The following is a 17,032-nucleotide window of genomic DNA, read 5'->3' as shown; positions in this document are numbered from 1 at the left end:
GGAAAGCCGAAGCGTCAATCCCATTATCAGTCGCTTCGGCTCTCAATGCTCACGCCCTATTAGGACTCAGGAATGTCGTCACTTTCCTATCTGGTGTCACGGCTGCTGCAGATTATTCCGACCTTTCTTCTTGTGATGGTCGTTATCTTTCTGCTGGTACGTATGCTGCCAGGGGATCCGGCCATCGCCATGGCCGATGCCAAAGCCACCGAAGCTCAGCTGGAACTCATCCGCCAAAAACTCGGGCTAAATGAACCGCTGGTCATGCAGTTCTTTTATTTTGTCAGGAACACTTTGAGTGGAGATATGGGCACATCCATTCTTCTCAAAGCGCCAGTTCTGGAAGTCATCATTGAACGCATTCCAGTCACTGCGTTCCTCACGCTCTATGCCGTTTGTCTTTCCATTCTCATTGCTGGCCCATTGGCCTTTGTCGCCGCGCTGAACAAAAACCGTGGGCTCGACATTGCCATTCGCAGTGGTTTTCAGGTCGGCTTGTCGACCCCTGTGTTTTACATCGGCCTGTTGTTGCTCACGTTCCTTGCAGCGTCCCTGCGATTGTTTCCGGTTGGTGGTTATGGCACGACGTTTTTGCAGCACCTGCACCACTTGATGTTGCCCGCGCTGACGGTCGCGCTCTACACCTCTGCCATCATCATGCGGAACTTGCGTTCTGCGGTGATTGAGGTGCTGGATGCGGACTATGTTCAGTTCGCCCGCTCCAAAGGGTTATCCCGAAGCGTTATTCTGGGTCGCCATGTCCTGCGCAATGCGCTCATTTCCACCGTTACACTGCTCGGCCTTTCTATCGGGAATCTGATGAGCGGAACGCTGGTGACGGAGACGGTGTTCGCGGTTCCCGGTCTTGGCCGGTTGATGCTGGAGGCGATATTTGCCCGTGACTACCCGCTGATACAGGGCCTCACCCTCACCTTCGCTGTTATGGTTTCTCTCGTGTTTCTGTTCACCGACATGGTGCAGGCATGGCTTGATCCGAGGTTACGCCTGTCATGACCCAGCTCGATACACTCCAAGCCAGCACGCCGCAGAAGAAAAAGCTCCATCCACGGGTCAAAGCTCTGCTTCGTCCAGGCTTCCTGCTTGGCTTCTTCATCCTGTCCTCTTCCATCCTGCTGGCTGTGTTCCCATGGGCGTTTGCGCCGTATGATCCCAACGCCTTTGACTTCAATGCGATCCAGAAGTCACCAAGCTGGGCGCATCCGTTTGGCACAGACAATCTGGGCCGTGACACGCTTTCCCGCGTGATCTGGGCGTATCAGGTTGATATGCAAATCGCGTTTTTTGCCACCTTCTTCGCCATGGTGATTGGTGTAATTGTTGGATCGCTGGTCGCCTATCACGGCGGCATTGCAGATGTGCTCTTTGGCCGCTTGGTGGATGTGACCATCACCTTCCCGTTTCTGGTGTTGGTCATTGCAGTTGTAGCGGTTTTGGGGCCGGGGCTGACCAACATGTATGTGGCGGTGACGCTGGTGCAGTGGGTCTACTATGCCCGCCTCACCCGCGCTGAAATCATGACGCAGATGACCAGCGATTACGCCTCTGCCGGACGGGTGATGGGATACTCCTCTGGCCGCATCATCTTTCGCCATTTGCTGCCCAACGCCATGACGCCGCTCATCACCTACTGGATGACTGACATGGCTCTCGCCATCCTGCTCGGGTCCTCTCTTGGCTACCTCGGCCTTGGCGCGCAGCCACCGCAAGCAGAATGGGGAGTTCTGATCGCAGAAGGCCGCAACTTCATCACCACCGCCTGGTGGATGAGCCTGATGCCGGGCATCGCGATCGTGTTGACGGGGCTTGGATTCTCTCTTGTTGGAGACAGCCTTGCCGATGTTCTCAGACCACGGGGGGCATCCTGATGACCAACCAAAACGAGAGCCTGTTACAGGTTCGCGATCTCACCACCACCTTTCACAGCAAAGGCCGCGTTCTGCGCGCTGTTGATGGCATTTCGTTTGATGTACGTGCTGGTGAGGTGCTAGGACTGGTGGGCGAAAGTGGCTCTGGCAAATCCATCAGTTTGCGCTCCATCATCGGCCTTGCCCGCGACTATGGCACGGTGGAAGGCAACGTTTACTGGAAGGGTGAGGATCTGCTCACTCGCACAGACAAACAGTTGCAATCTGTTCGTGGCAGCCAGATCTCCATGATCTTTCAGGAGCCCATGACCTCACTCAACCCGCTGCTCACTGTTGGGTTGCAAATTGAGGAAAACCTGAAAGCCCGCACCGATCTGGACCGCCGCGCCCGCAAGGCACGTGCCATAGAACTGCTGGATATGGTGGGCATCCCCAGCGCGTCATCACGGCTCAAGGACTTTCCGCACCAGTTCTCCGGCGGCATGCGCCAGCGTGTGATGATCGCCATCGCACTGGCGTCCAATCCGGAGCTATTGCTGGCGGATGAACCCACCACGGCGCTGGACGTGACCATTCAGGATCAGATCCTACAGCTGCTGTTGTCGCTGGCCAAGAACCTCAATATGGCGATTGTGCTGGTGACACATGATCTGGGTGTGGTCGCGCAAACCTGTGATCGCGTGGCGGTGATGTACGCTGGTCGCTTGGTAGAGACTGGTTCCGTTCGTGATGTCCTGAAACGACCTCAGCACCCTTACACACTCGGCCTTTTGAAGTCGGTACCGGAAAACATTCCACCCCGCACACCACTCTATTCTGTTCCCGGTACACCACCGGCGCTGGATGCCTTGCCGAAAGGATGCGCCTTTGCGCCGCGCTGCCACAAAGCGGAGGATGTGTGTCTTGGTAGCAAACCACCTCTCTCCCAGTTGGGAGATGGAATTTCATCTGCCTGCCATTTCACTGCAGATATTCGTGAGGAGGTGCTGGCATGACCTATGAAGCTCCTGTTCTGGAAGTTGAGGGCCTGCATTTACACTTTCCGCTCAAAAGAACCCTCTTCGACGCAATTCAACGCAAAGAAAAACGCATCGTCAAAGCACTCAATGGGGTAAGCCTTGAGGTGAAACGGGGTGAAACCCTTGGCATTGTTGGCGAATCCGGCTGCGGGAAGTCCACTTTAGCCCGCTGTCTGGCCCGCCTTTATGAGGCAGATGCGGGCAAAATACATTATGACGGGCAAGAGGTTGCAGCCAAGGATGCCGCTGCCTTGCGGGAGTATAACCGCAAGGTTCAGATGATGTTTCAGGACCCGTATTCTTCCCTCAATCCCCGCATGACAGTGCGGCAGGTCTTGAGCGAGGCGCTGCGTGTTCACAACATGCGGCCACCTGAGCAGATCAATGATCGGATTGCCGAGTTGCTGGACTTGGTGCGCCTGCCGCAAGATGCTGCGGATAAATTGCCCTACGAGTTCTCCGGTGGGCAACGTCAACGCATTGCAATTGCACGCGCTTTGTCGGTTGAACCAGAGGTGCTGGTTGCGGACGAACTGGTGTCAGCTCTGGATGTATCAGTTCAGGCACAGGTGGTGAACTTACTGCTGGAACTGCAGGACAAACTGGATCTGACCATCCTGTTCGTGGCGCATGACCTCAGACTTGTCCGCCATGTCTCCCACAGGGTCGCGGTGATTTATCTGGGCACAATTGTTGAGATCGGCGATTCAGAACAGCTCTTTAACGCCCCAAAACACCCTTACTCCAAGGCTCTTCTGGCAGCTGCACCTTCTCTTGATCCAGACAAACGCCATACTCGCCCGTCAATCTCTGGCGAACTGCCCAGCCCGCTCAACGTGCCAAAGGGCTGCGCGTTCCATGCAAGATGTCCCCATGCCTCAGGGCGATGCCAAAGTGAAACTCCCCGATTGAGGGCATTAGATGAGCTCGGTAATGTGGCTTGTCATCATGCCGAAGCTCTTTTATCAGCATAAAACCCCATCACACGATCGAGCAAAAAATGTTGGAAAATCAGAAATTTGAAAGAACCACAGATCGCTTGAACCTCATAAGAGACGAGCTGAAGCGCAACGGACTGGATGCAGTTATCATCCCGCGTTTTGATGAGCATCAGGGGGAATATTGCGCCCCGCATGACGAGCGTCTGGCATGGGCAACTGGCTTCACTGGCTCCGCTGGTCTGGCGATTGTCACGGTAGATCAAGCGGTTATGTTTGTTGATGGCCGCTACACCGTTCAGGTGCGCAACCAATGCAGCAGCGAGTTTTTCTCCTACCAGCATATCTTTGATGAACCATTGGAAAACTGGATTTCTGCCAATATAAAGGCAGGACAGCAAATCGGCGTCGATCCGATGCTTATCCCCTCCGCATGGTGGGATCGCTTCGCTGGTGGCGCAGACGAAGCAGGCGCTACCCTGATCGCTACTCCTGGCAACATCATCGATGCAGTCTGGGCTGATCAACCAGACAAACCACTCTCACCCATCACACCGTACTCCCTTGAAAAGGCTGGGAAAACAAGTCTGGAGAAACGCGCTGAGATTGCAGCGCAAATGAAGCACAAAGGCGCAAAGGTGCTGGTTGAAACCCAACCCGACAATATCGCCTGGCTTCTCAATGTCCGCGGTGATGACGTCGAGTTCAACCCCATCCCACACTCCTTCCTGCTCCTGAAAGATGATGGTTCCGCCAGCTGGTTCGTAGATTCTCGTAAGCTTTCCAATAGCTTGGATGAGTATGAGCTTGAAAATGTAGAGACCGCAGATCCTATGAGCTTCATCGGCTCATTGGAAAAAATGACCGGAAAAGGAACGCAGGTTCTGATCGACCCGATGTTCTCCCCCGTCGCAACCCGTCTTGCTGTTCAGGCTGCTGGTGGCGTTCCAGTCATGGAACAGGGTGCAATCACGCTCACTAAATCTAAGAAGAACGGGTGTGAACTCAAAGGGTTACGCGACTGTCATGTGCGTGACGGCATTGCGTGGACCGAATTTTCTGCGTGGTTGAAACGGGAGGTTCTGCAAAGAGCCAAGGCAGGCGATCCGGTGCACGAGCTGGAAGCGGAAGAACGTATCCTGACCGAGCGTAAACGCCAGAAAGACTTTGTTTATCCAAGCTTTAGAAGCATCTCTGCTGCAGCCGGCAATGCCGCAATGTGCCATTATGCAGCTACGGATGCCTCCAATACCGCGATCCTTCCTGAACACACATATCTGCTGGATTCTGGCGGTCAGTACCAGGACGGTACAACGGACGCCACGCGTACCTTTGCTTTTTCGGAAACATCCGAAGAGTTCAAAGCCGCCTACACCGCTGTTTTCAAAGGCTTTGTGGCATTGGCTTCTCTGCGTTTTCCAAAGGGAACGCAAGGCCATCACATCGACGGGTTTGCCCGCAGACCACTTTGGGATCTGGGGCTCGATTATGATCACGGTACCGGTCATGGGATCGGGCACTTCCTTTCCGTTCACGAACAGCCGCAACGCATCGGCAAGCCGTACAATCCGGTGGACCTTGTTGCTGGCATGGTGATGTCCATTGAACCGGGATATTACGTTGCAGATCGATACGGTATCCGGATTGAGAACCTTTTTGAGATCGTAGAGGAAGACGATGGTTTCCTCGTTTTCAAGAACCTCTCCTACATCCCGATTGAACCGCAGATGCTCAACATGGTTGATCTCACCCGCGCTGAAATCAAATGGCTTGGCGACTACAATGCTGATTTAAAACGGGTTCTTGGCCCGGAACTGAGCCCGGACGCCTATGACTATCTGATAAGTTGTTGTGAACTGCCGGAGTAATTGCGGTTGACAAAAAAAGCCCCGCAGAGCTTGAAGCTTTGCGGGGCTAGTCGTTTGTAAGTTAGAGAGAAATCAGGCAGAAACCTGTTCTCCAATCGCTTCAATGAGCAGAGCTTTCGCAGCGTCCAGCGTAAACTCGACCGGATTGCCGCCAGCACTTGGATCTTTCACTGCTTCTTCTGCAAGCACGTCAATCTTGTCAGTACCCACGCCAAGCTCGGCAAGGGTATTTGGCACGCCCATATCCGAGCGCATCTTCATAACGAAATCGAAGAAGCCGTCGAAACCGCCGGGAATATCAAGGTAAGCCGCTAGTTTCTCAATGCGCTCTTCAATCGCTGCACGGTTGAACTTCAGCACAGTTGGCATGATCACAGCATTGGTCAGACCGTGATGGGTGTTGTAAACCGCACCTACCGGATGTGCCAGCGCGTGAATACCACCAAGGCCCTTCTGGAAGGCCACTGCACCCATAGCTGCTGCACTCATCATTTGGCCGCGAGCTTCGATATCATTTGGATTTTCAAAGACTTTCGGCAGGTTCTCCTTAACAAGGCGCATGCCTTCCAGCGCGATGCCCTGAGACATCGGGTGGTAGTGAGGAGAGCTATAAGCTTCGAGACAGTGCACGAATGCATCGATGCCGGTACCAACTGTGATCATCGTCGGCATGCCAACAGTCAGCTCAGGATCACAAATTACCACGCTTGGGAGAATCTTCGGATGGAAGATGATTTTCTTCACGTGGCTTTCAGAATTGGTGATAACGCTTGCACGGCCAACTTCAGATCCGGTACCAGCAGTTGTTGGAACCGCGATGTTTGGATAAATCGCATCCGCATCAGCCCGTGTCCACCAATCGCCAATGTCTTCAAAGTCCCAGACTGGACGGGTTTGACCTGCCATGAACGCAATCAGCTTGCCAAGGTCGAGGCCTGAGCCCCCGCCAAACGCGATAACACCGTCATGACCACCAGCGTTGAAGGCTGCAACGCCCGCTTCCAGATTGATCTCGGTTGGGTTTGGATCAACCTCAAAGAATATGGCACGGCCAAGACCAGCCTCTTCCATCACATCCAAAGTGCCGGCAGTGACAGGCAGATTTGCAAGGCCTTTGTCAGTGACAAGCAGCGGCTTTTTGATACCAGCAGCAGCACAAGCATCGGCCAGTTCCTTAATGCGCCCGGCACCAAAGCGGATGGCGGTCGGGTAGCTCCAGTTTGCTGTCAGAGTCATTTTTCTTATGCCTTTTTAAGGTGATATGATTTTGGACGGGTCAGGTTCTGGTAGCCGATCTCAGACAGAGCACCGCCGCGGCCCGTGTCTTTGCAGCCTGTCCAGCACAGAGCCGGGTCCAGATAATCCGCGCGGTTCATGAACACGGTACCGGTTTCGATCTGGGCGCCGAGCTTTGCTGCTCGTGCAGGATCCTGTGTCCACAGCGATGCCGTCAGGCCGTAGTGGCTGTCGTTCATAAGGCGGATTGCTTCTTCGTCGCTCTCCACTTTCATGATGCCGACCACAGGACCGAAGCTCTCTTCGCGCATCACTTCCATATCATGGTTCACATCCACGAGGATTTGAGGTGCGAGGTAAGCGCCACCATCATCTTCCGGGAAGAGGCCCGCGTCGATCATAGGCTTTGCGCCCTGCTCAACAGCATCTGCCACCTGCTTACGTACCAGCTCAGCAAATCGCACGTTCGCCATCGGGCCGATGGTGGTTTTCTCATCCAGCGGGTTGCCGAGTTTATAACCGGAAACGATCTCGACAGCCTTCTTTACAAAGGCATCGTACTTGGAAGAATGGACATAGATGCGCTCGATACCACAACAGCACTGGCCGGAGTTGAACATAGCACCATCAATGAGTGTTTCAGCCGCAGCCTCAACATCCGCATCATCCATCACGTAGCCCGGATCTTTACCACCCAGCTCAAGGCCAAGGCCCGTGAAGGTGCCCGCTGCTGCGATCTCCATCGCACGACCGCCACCAACAGAGCCTGTAAAGTTGACGAAACCGAAATTGCGGCCTGCGATCAGGTGGGAGGTGGTGTCATGATCCAGGAAGAGGTTCTGGAATACCTCTGCCGGAACACCTGCCTCTGCAAAGGCACTTGCCATACGCTCACCAACCAGAAGCGTCTGGGTGGCATGCTTCAGGATCACCGCGTTGCCAGCAATCAGGGCCGGAGCAACGGTGTTGATCGCAGTCATGTATGGATAGTTCCATGGTGCGATCACGAGGATGACGCCGTGCGGTTCCTTCTCGATACGACGCTCGAAGTTGTCGCTCTCTTCGGCAATGATCGGTTTCAGGCTTTCTTCCGCGATCTTTGCCATGTACGAGGCGCGCTCGTTAAAGCCGCCGAACTCGCCACCGTAACGGACCGGGCGGCCCATCATTTTTGCAAGTTCCGGAACGATTTCGTCGTTCTGTTCACCAATCTTTGCGACGCCAGCCATTACCAGTTTGATACGCTCTGCAAGTGGACGCGCTGCCCACTCTTTCTGCGCGCTCTTGGCACTGGCAATGTCGGCTTCTGCTTCTTTCTGGCTTGCCACCGGACGTTCTGCAAATACAGAACCATCAACCGGCGAAATACATTTTAGTGTTTTTGTCATGGTCAACTCATCATTCACAGCGTGGGCTGATTTTATCAGGCCCGTTCAAACCCGCGCGCAACTTCCCAGTCGGTTACACGGCGGTCATATTCATCCTGCTCGATCTTGGCGGCATGTGCGTAGTGATCAATCACATCGCCCCCAAACGCAGCACGAAGCATCTCGGAAGACTTCATCTCGGTAGCAGCATCGCGCAAAGTTGTCGGAATTTCGCGAGCACCCTCACCTCCGTAAGCATCGCCTCTGAACTCTGGCTCCAGCTCAAGTTCGTTTTCGATGCCATCAATACCAGCAGCGAGCAGCGCGGCCATTGCCAGATATGGGTTCAGGTCTGCGCCGCCAACACGGCACTCAACACGAACAGCCTTGGTGCCATCGCCACATACGCGATAGCCAGCGGTACGGTTGTCCATGCTCCAGATTGCTTTGGTCGGCGCAAAGGTACCAGCCGCAAAGCGCTTGTAGGAGTTGATGTTTGGCGCAAGGAAATAAGTGATCGCACTTGCGTGCTTCAGCAAACCAGCGAGGTAATGGCGCATCATCTTGGACATGCCGTATTCGCCGGATGGATCGTAAAACAGAGACTCACCATCCTTGCCCCAAAGAGACTGGTGCACGTGGGAGGAACTGCCGGAAGCATCATAATGCCACTTGGCCATAAAGCTGATGCTCTGGCCGTTCTGCCATGCGATCTCTTTACAGCCGTTTTTGATGATGGAATGGCGGTCTGCCATGTTCAGCGCATCGGAATAACGGACGTTGATCTCTTCCTGACCCGCATCGGCTTCACCTTTGGAACACTCGACCGGAATGTCGGCGCCGTTAAGGCCGTTACGGATGGCACGCATCACGTTCTCTTCCTTGGTGGTCTGGAAGATGTGATAGTCCTCATTATAGGCGGAGACTGGCGAAATATTGCGGTAACCCTTGGCGTGGGCTTCTTCAAAACTCTCTTTGAACAGGAAGAACTCCAGCTCGGTTGCCATGTTAGCGGTCATACCCATGCCTTCAAGGCGGTCGACCTGGCTTTTCAAAATGGCGCGCGGAGAATGTGGAACTTCTTTATGGGTGTGGTGGTCCAGCACATCACACAATACCAGTGCAGTGCCTTCCAGCCATGGAACAACGCGCAAGGTGGCAAGGTCCGGCTTCATGACGTAGTCGCCATAGCCCGCTTCCCAGCTTGTGGCCTTGTAGCCATCCGGAGTGGCCATCTCCATATCTGTTGCAAGCAGATAGTTACAGCTGTGGGTCTCTTCCCAGGCGCTGTTCACGAAGAACTCACCCTGAAAGCGCTTGCCCATCAAGCGGCCCTGCATGTCCACTTGTGCGGCAATAACGGTGTCTATCTCACCGGTGTCGACCAGCTCGCGTAACTCGTCGAGGGTCAGTTTTCCGGTTCTACGTGTCTTTTTGGTTTCTTCTCGCAACATACCTGTTCCCCGAGGACCCTGTTAAAGCGGCGGATGCCTGTGCCTCTCCTGCATGGCATCACCGACACTGCTTCGTTACTGTGTGGTGTGGTCAGCCCAAAAACCGGGCTGACCAATCTTGGAAAAACAGCTTAGCCGTAGCGGTAAGGACGACCAGCTTTTGCCATTGCTGCGTTGTATTCCTTCAGGATTTTAACAACGCGGGCGTTACGCTCGGACTTGGCTGCAATCTCGTCCCAGAACTTGAGAGCTTCGTCTTCAACAGTTGCCCACTCTTCATCCGGAATGGAGGTCAGCTCCATCTTCTCGCCTTGTGTGCGCAGCTTGGCTTCGCCTGCCCAGTACCAGTGCTGGCGGTAGTAGTGAGAACTATCCATGCACAGGTTAAAGAGGGTCTTCAGGTGATCTGGCAGCTCATTCCAGCGCTCTTCGTTGGCAAAGTAAGAGCCAGCCCATGCACCGGAGATGTTGTTGGTGAGGAAGTAGTTGGTCACGTCAGCCCAACCTACAGTGTAATCCTCAGTGATACCGGACCACGCAATACCGTCCAGTTCGCCAGTCTGCATTGCAACTTCAATGTCTTCCCATGGCAGGGTGACCGGAACAACGCCGAAGCGTGTCAGGAATTTACCAGCGGTTGGGAAGGTGAAGACGCGCTTGCCTTTCAGGTCAGCAAGGCTGCGGATCGGGTCTTTTGTCGCAAAGTGACAAGGGTCCCATGCTCCAGCGGAAAGCCACTTAACGCCTTCAACTTCGTCATAAGCTTCTTCCCAGATTTCTTTCAGGCCCCAGTGGTTAAACAGGGCTGGAACATCAAGGCTGTAACGGGAAGCGAATGGGAAGTAGCCACCGAAAACAGATACATCTACTGGTGCTGCAATGGAGTCATCATCAGACTGTACAGCATCAATGGTGCCGCGCTGCATGGCACGGAAAAGTTCACCAGTTGGTACCAACTGGTCCGCGTAGTACAGCTCGATCTCCATCTCACCATTTGCCGCCTTGTTGAAGGCGTCAATGGATGGCTTGATCACATGTTGAGCAAGTGCTGCACCAGCATATGTCTGAAGGCGCCATTTGATAGGACGACCTGCAGCATGAACAGCCGGGGCTGCAAGGGTAGATGCACCAGCAGCGGCGACGGTTGTTAAACCAGCTTTCTTAAGAAAATCACGTCTATTCGTCATACTCAATTCCCCTTGGAATATGAATTTTTGGATCCCTCAGAACCGGTGGACTTTTTATAGCGAGGGGTGTGATTTTTATCTGTCTCCATCCGGAATTCGCTAATTACTTCAATGGGTACGTTTGTGGTGCCTTGTCATGTCACCTCGCGTAGTAAAGGTTGGGCAGCCAGAGCGCGATTTGCGGGAAGACCGTGACCAGAGCCAATCCAAACACCATGATTGCCACGAATGGAATGATGGATTTGTAGATGTCTGTCAGCGAGATCTCCGGCGGCGCCATGGCACGCATCAGGAACAGGTTGTAGCCAAAGGGCGGTGTCATGTAGGCGATCTGACAGGTGATGGTGTACAGCACGCCGTACCAGACCAGATCAAACCCAAGCACTTTGACCAATGGCACGTAAAGCGGAGCCACAATCACCAGCATCGCAGTGTCATCCAGGAACATGCCCATCACGATGTAGGAAAGCTGCATCAGCAGAAGGATTTCCCATGGGCCAAGACCGAGGTCACCCACGAAGAAGCCTTCAATCGCACGCACAGCGCCCAATCCGTCAAACACAGCGCCAAACGCAAGAGCTGCAAGAATGATCCACATGAACATACAGCTGATCTGCAGCGTCTTTTCAGTGGTGATGTGCAGCAAGCGGAAAGTGAGACGTCGTTTGAATGCAGCGGCCAGTGTGGCAGCTGTTGCACCAACGGCGGAACTTTCCACGAGACTGGTTACACCCATCAGGAACAGGCCTGTCATCGCAAAGAAGATGAACAGCGGGATCACACCAGCTTGTAACAAGCGGATCTTTTCGGACCACGTGATCTCTTTGCGCTCTTCTTCAGAAAGGGTTGGACCCAGTTCCGGCTGAAGGCGGCAACGCACCACGATGTAAAGAATGAACAGCCCTGCCAGCAGCAAACCCGGAATAGCACCTGCGAGCCAAAGCTTGCCGACAGGTTGGCGGGCAATCATGCCGTAAAGAACCAGAACGACACTTGGCGGTACGAGAATGCCCAGTGAGGAACCAGCCTGAATAACGCCGGTCACCATGACCTTGTCATAACCACGACGAAGCAACTCAGGCAGCGCGATGGTTGCGCCGATGGCCATACCGGCCACAGACAGACCGTTCATGGCTGAAATCATCACCATGAGGCCGACTGTGCCGATGGCCAATCCACCATGAAGGCCACCTGTCCAGACATGGAACATCTTATAAAGATCTTCGGCAATGCCTGATTCAGAGAGCATATAGCCCATGAAAATGAACAGTGGCAGCGTGAGGAGCGGGTACCACTTCATCAGCTTCATGCTGGCGGAGAAGGCGATTTCGGAGCCACCATCACCCCACAAAAGAAGGGCGGCGATAACAGCAACGGAACCAATTGCAGCAAAAACACGTTGCCCGGTCAGGAGCATCAGCATCATGCTGGAGAACATCAAAATTGCGATCAGTTCATAACTCATGGCGCCGGCCTCCCAAGGGCTGCGGCCAAGTCTTTAAAGAACGTCGCGATTGCCTGAAGCAGCATCAAGAATATTCCAAAACACATAATGGCTTTGATCGGCGCCATAGGTGGTGCCCAAGCCGAGTAGCTTTCCTCACCGTATTTGACTGCGTATTCCAATGAGGAAAGACCGCCGTAAAGGAGGAAGATGAGGTACAAAATCAGAAGCAGGATGGTCATGACATCCATGGTAGCTTTACGCCGTGGAGACCAGCTTCCGTAAAACAGGTCCATGCGCACGTGAGACTGTGTCTGCATGGAATAGGCGCCACCCAGAAGGTAGTAGGCTGCCATGGTGAACTGGGCTGTTTCCAGCGTCCAGAGCGGCGGTGCGAAAAAGGTCTTCGCGATGGAGGAATACAACAGCACCCCCAGCATCACGAAAATGAGGTACATGGCAAAACGGCCAACATATTTGTTGATCCAGTCCACATACCTGACGAAAACAACTATTCCCCTTGGCATTAATCTGCTGCCCTTGCTTTTGTTGTTGCTCCCTGCCCGCTCACAGTTGTTTCAGCGCTAAACTGTGGCAGGACTTGCAGAATTGCCTCTCCTAACAAGTCTGCAATTTTCTCCTGGTCTGCTCGCTTTGCGATTAAGTCGTTGCGCACTTCAATCATAACGTTTAGCAGGCCGCGGGATTGTGCCTGATCAACGAGGGTATGCGTAACCCCGTCTTCCGGCCCATATGGTTCGTTTCTTTGGATGTCGTAGAGATCTGACGGGCACAGTGCTTCCAGCAGAGCATCAGCAAAGCGGGTATCGCTGTCATGCAGTACACCCACCTCAACGGCTCTTTTCTTGCCGTTGTAAACAGGTGTGAACGAGTGGATCGTGACCATCACCGGGAGTTGACCCTCGGCGCGTTTGGCGTCGATCACCTGTTTTACTTCTGACTGGAAGGGACGATAAAATTTGTTGGCCCGGTCTTGCCGCTGTTCATCATTCAACGAAACATTGCCCGGCACCTCGTAGATCTCGCTTTTTTCCGGCATGGCACTCGGTGCTTCCGGTGGGCGGTTACAATCATAAACGAGGCGCGAAATTCGTTGAGCGACCAAAGGTGCGTTCAGCTTGGCGGAGAGAAGCTTGGCAATCGCCAAAGCTCCTGGATCCCAAGCCGCATGGCTGCTTGCAGCTTCTTCACTTAGACCGAGGCCATTTAGGTATGCAGGAATAAACTTGGATGCATGTTCGCAGACCAACACAACTGGAGCCGTTCCTCCTGTATTGATCGTTTCAACAGTGTCGTTGCCAACAAATTCTATCTGGTCAGTTTTGACTTCAGACAAGAACAGTCCCCCCGAATGCATCTTGTTTTTCCTTGTACTTTCAGTCTTTTTATTCGTAAAAGAGTTTCTGAAAGAAACGTTTCCGAGGAGACTAATCTGAAAGGAACGTTTCACAAAGCCTAAAAACTAGGCAAATATACATACATCAGGTAGGTGAGAGACGTGCGAGACCCAAATGAACAGACCGTTGCAGAAAAATTACGCGGACATTTTAATGGGTTAACTCGTGCAGAGCGTCAGCTGGCCGTCTCCTTGCTTGCAAATTATCCAGTCAGCGGATTAGGCAGCGTGTCAGAGCTTGCAAAGTCGGCAAATGTTTCTGGTCCAACGGTGGTCAGAATGGCGCAAAAGATTGGTTTTGCTGGATTCACCGAGTTGCAATCAGCCTTGAAGTTGGAAGTGGAAGAAACAATTTCCAACCCGATTTCCAAACAAGAGCGCTGGACCCGAAATGCACCCGATGCACATATTCTGAACAGGTTTGCTGACGCGGTCATCGACAATCTGAAACAAACCTTACAGCAACTCGATACGCAGGATTTCGATCAGGCTGTGGGTTTGTTGACGGAGCGCGAGCGGGCTGTCCACATTGTTGGTGGCCGCATTACACGCGCTTTATCGGACTATTTCTTTACGCATTTGCAGGTGATCCGTGACGATGTAATTGCCATCGCCTCCAACTCCAACACGTGGCCGCACTATCTTCTGAACATGAAACCGGGTGATGTTGTGGTGGTGTTCGATATCCGTCGATACGAACACGACATTCTGCGCTTTGTCGATCTGGCGCGCGAACGCGGGGCGGTTGTGATCGTCTTTACCGATCAGTGGACTTCACCAGCAGCTGTTAATGCGGAATATGTTTTCAACGCTCGCATTGAAGCACCATCGGCCTGGGACAGCAGCGTTGTCATCATGTTTATTCTGGAAGCCATGATTGAAGCCATGACCACCTCCACATGGAAGGTGACCAAGGAGCGGATGAACACGCTGGAGAACCTGTTCGACAAGACCAAGATGTTCAGCAAGTCCAGTTAGTTGGTCTGCTGTCCCGTTGCACGCGCTGGCAACAGAGCCGGTGCGAAGAATGTCAGGTATTTGAAGCTGACATAGAGAACGACGGCTGTTGCCACATAAAGTTCAATGTGCGCCAAGGCTCTGATCTGCGCGACAAGATTGGCATTGGCGCCCAGACTTTCCATCCATGTTACCGTTTTAAAGAGCGCTGTTGCGCCAATTACGAGCGGAAATGTGAAGGCGGAAAAGCCCGGAGAAAACGGCAAGCGGAACAAGCGCAGGAATGAGATATAAATCAGCGCCGTCATAGCAACTGCAATTCCGCCAAGCACGGCGACCATAATTGGAGATGGATTGCTCGTCAGAGTGAGATAACCAGCAAGCGAAAGACTGGCAGGTGCGGCGAGGATCGCGATGGTTGGTTTCGCTGCATCGGGCACTTCGGCGTGAAAAATCAAACGATACAGCATCATTGGTAACATCAGCGCATAGGCGACCAGACCAAACCAGAGCAAGGCGTTCGCAAAGCCTTCAAACACACCGCCGGGAAAAGCAACAGCTGCCACGATGATTCCAACTGGTGGCACAAACCAGCTTGGGACCATGTGCTGTAGACTGAAGCTTTTTGCACGATGATAAATGAACACAGATAAGAACGTGAGATGCAGGGCAATACCCAATAGCCAAAGCATCTGCCCGATTGTGAAATTGTATTGCGCGATTGCGTAGGATACGATCATCAGCGCCATTGCGGTTGTCGGGAGCACACTGCCAACAACTGGATGCCTCAGATCTTCAAAAACTGCGGTGTGCGCAAAAAAGATTTTTCCAAGCAGTAGCACGAGCAAAACGCTCGAAATCAATGCGCCCGTGAGTTGCAGCGCCCCACCAAAATTGCCAGCATTTTCCATCGACCAGCCGAGACTTGCTATCCCTAGCGCGAGACCACCGAGAGGGGCCGGAACGTGAGCCAGTTTGTTTCGAAGAGTATTCATAGGAAATGCCAATAACCTGAGGGTGAGAAGACAAAGTATGCAACTCAAGTTCCTAGCTGATTTGATATGTCCTGAAAATCTGAATATATTGAATAGGTGGTTCAGTAAAATTGAACCTCATACAATACTGTCCCACAGATTGGCCTTGAAAAGAAATGAATGTAACGTTTCGTCAGCTCAAAGTGTTTGTTTCGATTACGCAGGAAGGCTCGATCACAGCTGCGGCAGAAAAACTGTTTCTCACCAAATCAGCCGTTTCCATGGCTCTTGCTGAGCTGGAACGTCAACTGGGGTGGAAGATGTTTGATCGTGCCAACAAGCAACTCATCTTAAACGAGCAAGGCCGCCGTTTACTCCCTCTGGCGGATGAACTGCTGGATAGATCTGAAGCGATCACGCAGCTTTTTGAAGGCGATGATGCAACCAACGGTAATTTGCGGATTGGGTCCAGTTACACAATTGGCAACCATCTCTTGCCGACCTTGCTTGGAGATTTTCGCGAAAACACGGGGTATCTGCATCAGTCCATGAGTCTCTCCAATTCCACCAAAACCTGCAGAATGCTGCTGGATTTTGAGTTGGATCTTGGGTTCATTGAGGCAAAGGTCAGTGACAAACGTCTCAAGGTTGAGCCGTGGATGACGGACGAAATGGTAGTCGTCTGCGCGCCATCTCAGTGTCCCGCTTCCGATAAGCCGCTTGAGTTAGATGCGCTCGAAGGCAAGAGCTGGGTTTTGCGGGAACCGGGATCTGGCACACGAGAATATTTTCTGACTGAAGTTGCAGCGAACCTGGAAGAGTGGACAGAAGCGTTCGAGCTCAACAGCACCACGGCTATCGTCAACTCAGTCATCGCAGGGCTCGGTCTGACTGTGCTTTCTCGCCGCTCTGTCAATGCTGCCGTTCAAGAGGGTCGCCTATCGATCGTTCCCTTGAAGCACAAGATGATCCGACAATTCTCGCTGGTCTATAACACGGAGAAATACCAGAGCCCCGTCTTCAAATCCTTTCGGGAGTTCGCCCACAGCTGGACTTTGGGTCGGGAGTAACGGGCAGCTTGCGCAATATTAATTTTATGGAATTGCAAATAATCAGCGTTTGAATGTATTTCGAATATCGTACTCACTCCTGTGGTTTAATGGCCGTTCTTTCTAATAAAGCAATTATTTTACAACAATATATCCAAAGCGTGCTTAGTTGAGCTTATAGTTGAAACTGACTTAGTCTGAGCATGAAATAAGCGATTTATAGGAAAATGCATATA

General features: G+C 52.8%; 15 protein-coding genes. 7 read left to right on the top strand and 8 right to left on the bottom strand.

Annotated elements, in window-relative coordinates; all coding sequences use genetic code 11:
* Positions 1 to 72: 72 nt before the first annotated feature.
* Genes PsW74_RS00950 through PsW74_RS00930 form a run of 5 tightly spaced genes read left to right on the top strand, consistent with a single transcriptional unit; the run spans position 73 to position 5,711 of the window.
* Positions 73 to 1,014 carry an ABC transporter permease gene (locus PsW74_RS00950; RefSeq protein WP_063287592.1) on the top strand — a complete coding sequence of 314 codons (942 nt, stop codon included), beginning with the start codon at positions 73 to 75 and terminating at the stop codon, positions 1,012 to 1,014.
* Entirely contained in the window at positions 1,011 to 1,886 is an 876-nt protein-coding gene (locus tag PsW74_RS00945; RefSeq protein ID WP_063287593.1) for an ABC transporter permease, read from the top strand. Before PsW74_RS00950 ends, PsW74_RS00945 begins: the two co-directional genes overlap by 4 nt.
* Positions 1,886 to 2,881 carry an ABC transporter ATP-binding protein gene (locus tag PsW74_RS00940; RefSeq protein ID WP_063287594.1) on the top strand — a complete coding sequence of 332 codons (996 nt, stop codon included), beginning with the start codon at positions 1,886 to 1,888 and terminating at the stop codon, positions 2,879 to 2,881. The genes PsW74_RS00945 and PsW74_RS00940 overlap by 1 nt, the downstream gene beginning before the upstream one ends.
* Complete coding sequence (locus PsW74_RS00935; protein WP_063287595.1) at positions 2,878 to 3,879, top strand: oligopeptide/dipeptide ABC transporter ATP-binding protein; 1,002 nt, start codon at positions 2,878 to 2,880, stop codon at positions 3,877 to 3,879. The genes PsW74_RS00940 and PsW74_RS00935 overlap by 4 nt, the downstream gene beginning before the upstream one ends.
* A 26-nt stretch (positions 3,880 to 3,905) precedes the next feature.
* Complete coding sequence (locus tag PsW74_RS00930; RefSeq protein WP_063287596.1) at positions 3,906 to 5,711, top strand: M24B family metallopeptidase; 1,806 nt, start codon at positions 3,906 to 3,908, stop codon at positions 5,709 to 5,711.
* Positions 5,712 to 5,783: 72 nt separating this feature from the next.
* Here PsW74_RS00930 and PsW74_RS00925 read toward each other — a convergent pair whose 3' ends face one another.
* The 7 genes from PsW74_RS00925 to PsW74_RS00895 form a co-directional block, all read right to left on the bottom strand.
* Positions 5,784 to 6,947, bottom strand: coding sequence for an iron-containing alcohol dehydrogenase (locus PsW74_RS00925; protein ID WP_063287597.1), 1,164 nt, complete (start codon positions 6,945 to 6,947; stop codon positions 5,784 to 5,786).
* Between the two features lie 5 nt (positions 6,948 to 6,952).
* Complete coding sequence (locus PsW74_RS00920; RefSeq protein WP_063287725.1) at positions 6,953 to 8,335, bottom strand: aldehyde dehydrogenase family protein; 1,383 nt, start codon at positions 8,333 to 8,335, stop codon at positions 6,953 to 6,955.
* A gap of 35 nt (positions 8,336 to 8,370) precedes the next feature.
* Entirely contained in the window at positions 8,371 to 9,768 is a 1,398-nt protein-coding gene (locus PsW74_RS00915) for a glutamine synthetase family protein (RefSeq protein WP_063287598.1), read from the bottom strand.
* Positions 9,769 to 9,899: 131 nt separating this feature from the next.
* Entirely contained in the window at positions 9,900 to 10,955 is a 1,056-nt protein-coding gene (locus tag PsW74_RS00910) for a TRAP transporter substrate-binding protein (RefSeq protein ID WP_057461334.1), read from the bottom strand.
* Between the two features lie 139 nt (positions 10,956 to 11,094).
* On the bottom strand, positions 11,095 to 12,420 hold the full coding sequence (locus PsW74_RS00905) for a TRAP transporter large permease subunit (protein WP_063287599.1): 1,326 nt from the start codon (positions 12,418 to 12,420) through the stop codon (positions 11,095 to 11,097).
* Entirely contained in the window at positions 12,417 to 12,926 is a 510-nt protein-coding gene (locus PsW74_RS00900) for a TRAP transporter small permease subunit (RefSeq protein WP_063287600.1), read from the bottom strand. The genes PsW74_RS00905 and PsW74_RS00900 overlap by 4 nt, the downstream gene beginning before the upstream one ends.
* Complete coding sequence (locus PsW74_RS00895) at positions 12,926 to 13,756, bottom strand: N-formylglutamate amidohydrolase (protein ID WP_063287726.1); 831 nt, start codon at positions 13,754 to 13,756, stop codon at positions 12,926 to 12,928. Before PsW74_RS00895 ends, PsW74_RS00900 begins: the two co-directional genes overlap by 1 nt.
* Before the next feature lie 162 nt (positions 13,757 to 13,918).
* Here PsW74_RS00895 and PsW74_RS00890 point away from each other — a divergent pair, with 162 nt between their 5' ends.
* A complete protein-coding gene (locus PsW74_RS00890) occupies positions 13,919 to 14,794 on the top strand; it encodes a MurR/RpiR family transcriptional regulator (RefSeq protein ID WP_063287601.1) in 876 nt (291 codons plus the stop codon).
* On the opposite strand, the gene PsW74_RS00885 is transcribed toward PsW74_RS00890, so the two are convergent.
* A complete protein-coding gene (locus PsW74_RS00885) occupies positions 14,791 to 15,768 on the bottom strand; it encodes a TDT family transporter (protein WP_063287602.1) in 978 nt (325 codons plus the stop codon). The genes PsW74_RS00890 and PsW74_RS00885 overlap by 4 nt on opposite strands.
* 155 nt (positions 15,769 to 15,923) lie before the next feature.
* On the opposite strand from PsW74_RS00885, the gene PsW74_RS00880 reads away from it, so the two are divergent.
* Entirely contained in the window at positions 15,924 to 16,817 is an 894-nt protein-coding gene (locus PsW74_RS00880; RefSeq protein ID WP_063287603.1) for a LysR substrate-binding domain-containing protein, read from the top strand.
* The last annotated feature ends 215 nt before the right edge of the window (positions 16,818 to 17,032 follow it).

Origin of the sequence: Pseudovibrio sp. W74 (genome assembly GCF_001623085.1) — a bacterium.
In the GTDB taxonomy this organism is placed as follows: Bacteria; Pseudomonadota; Alphaproteobacteria; order Rhizobiales; family Stappiaceae; genus Pseudovibrio.
The sequence above is the reverse complement of the archived record's forward strand: the minus strand, read 5'-3'. Positions and strand labels throughout refer to the sequence as shown.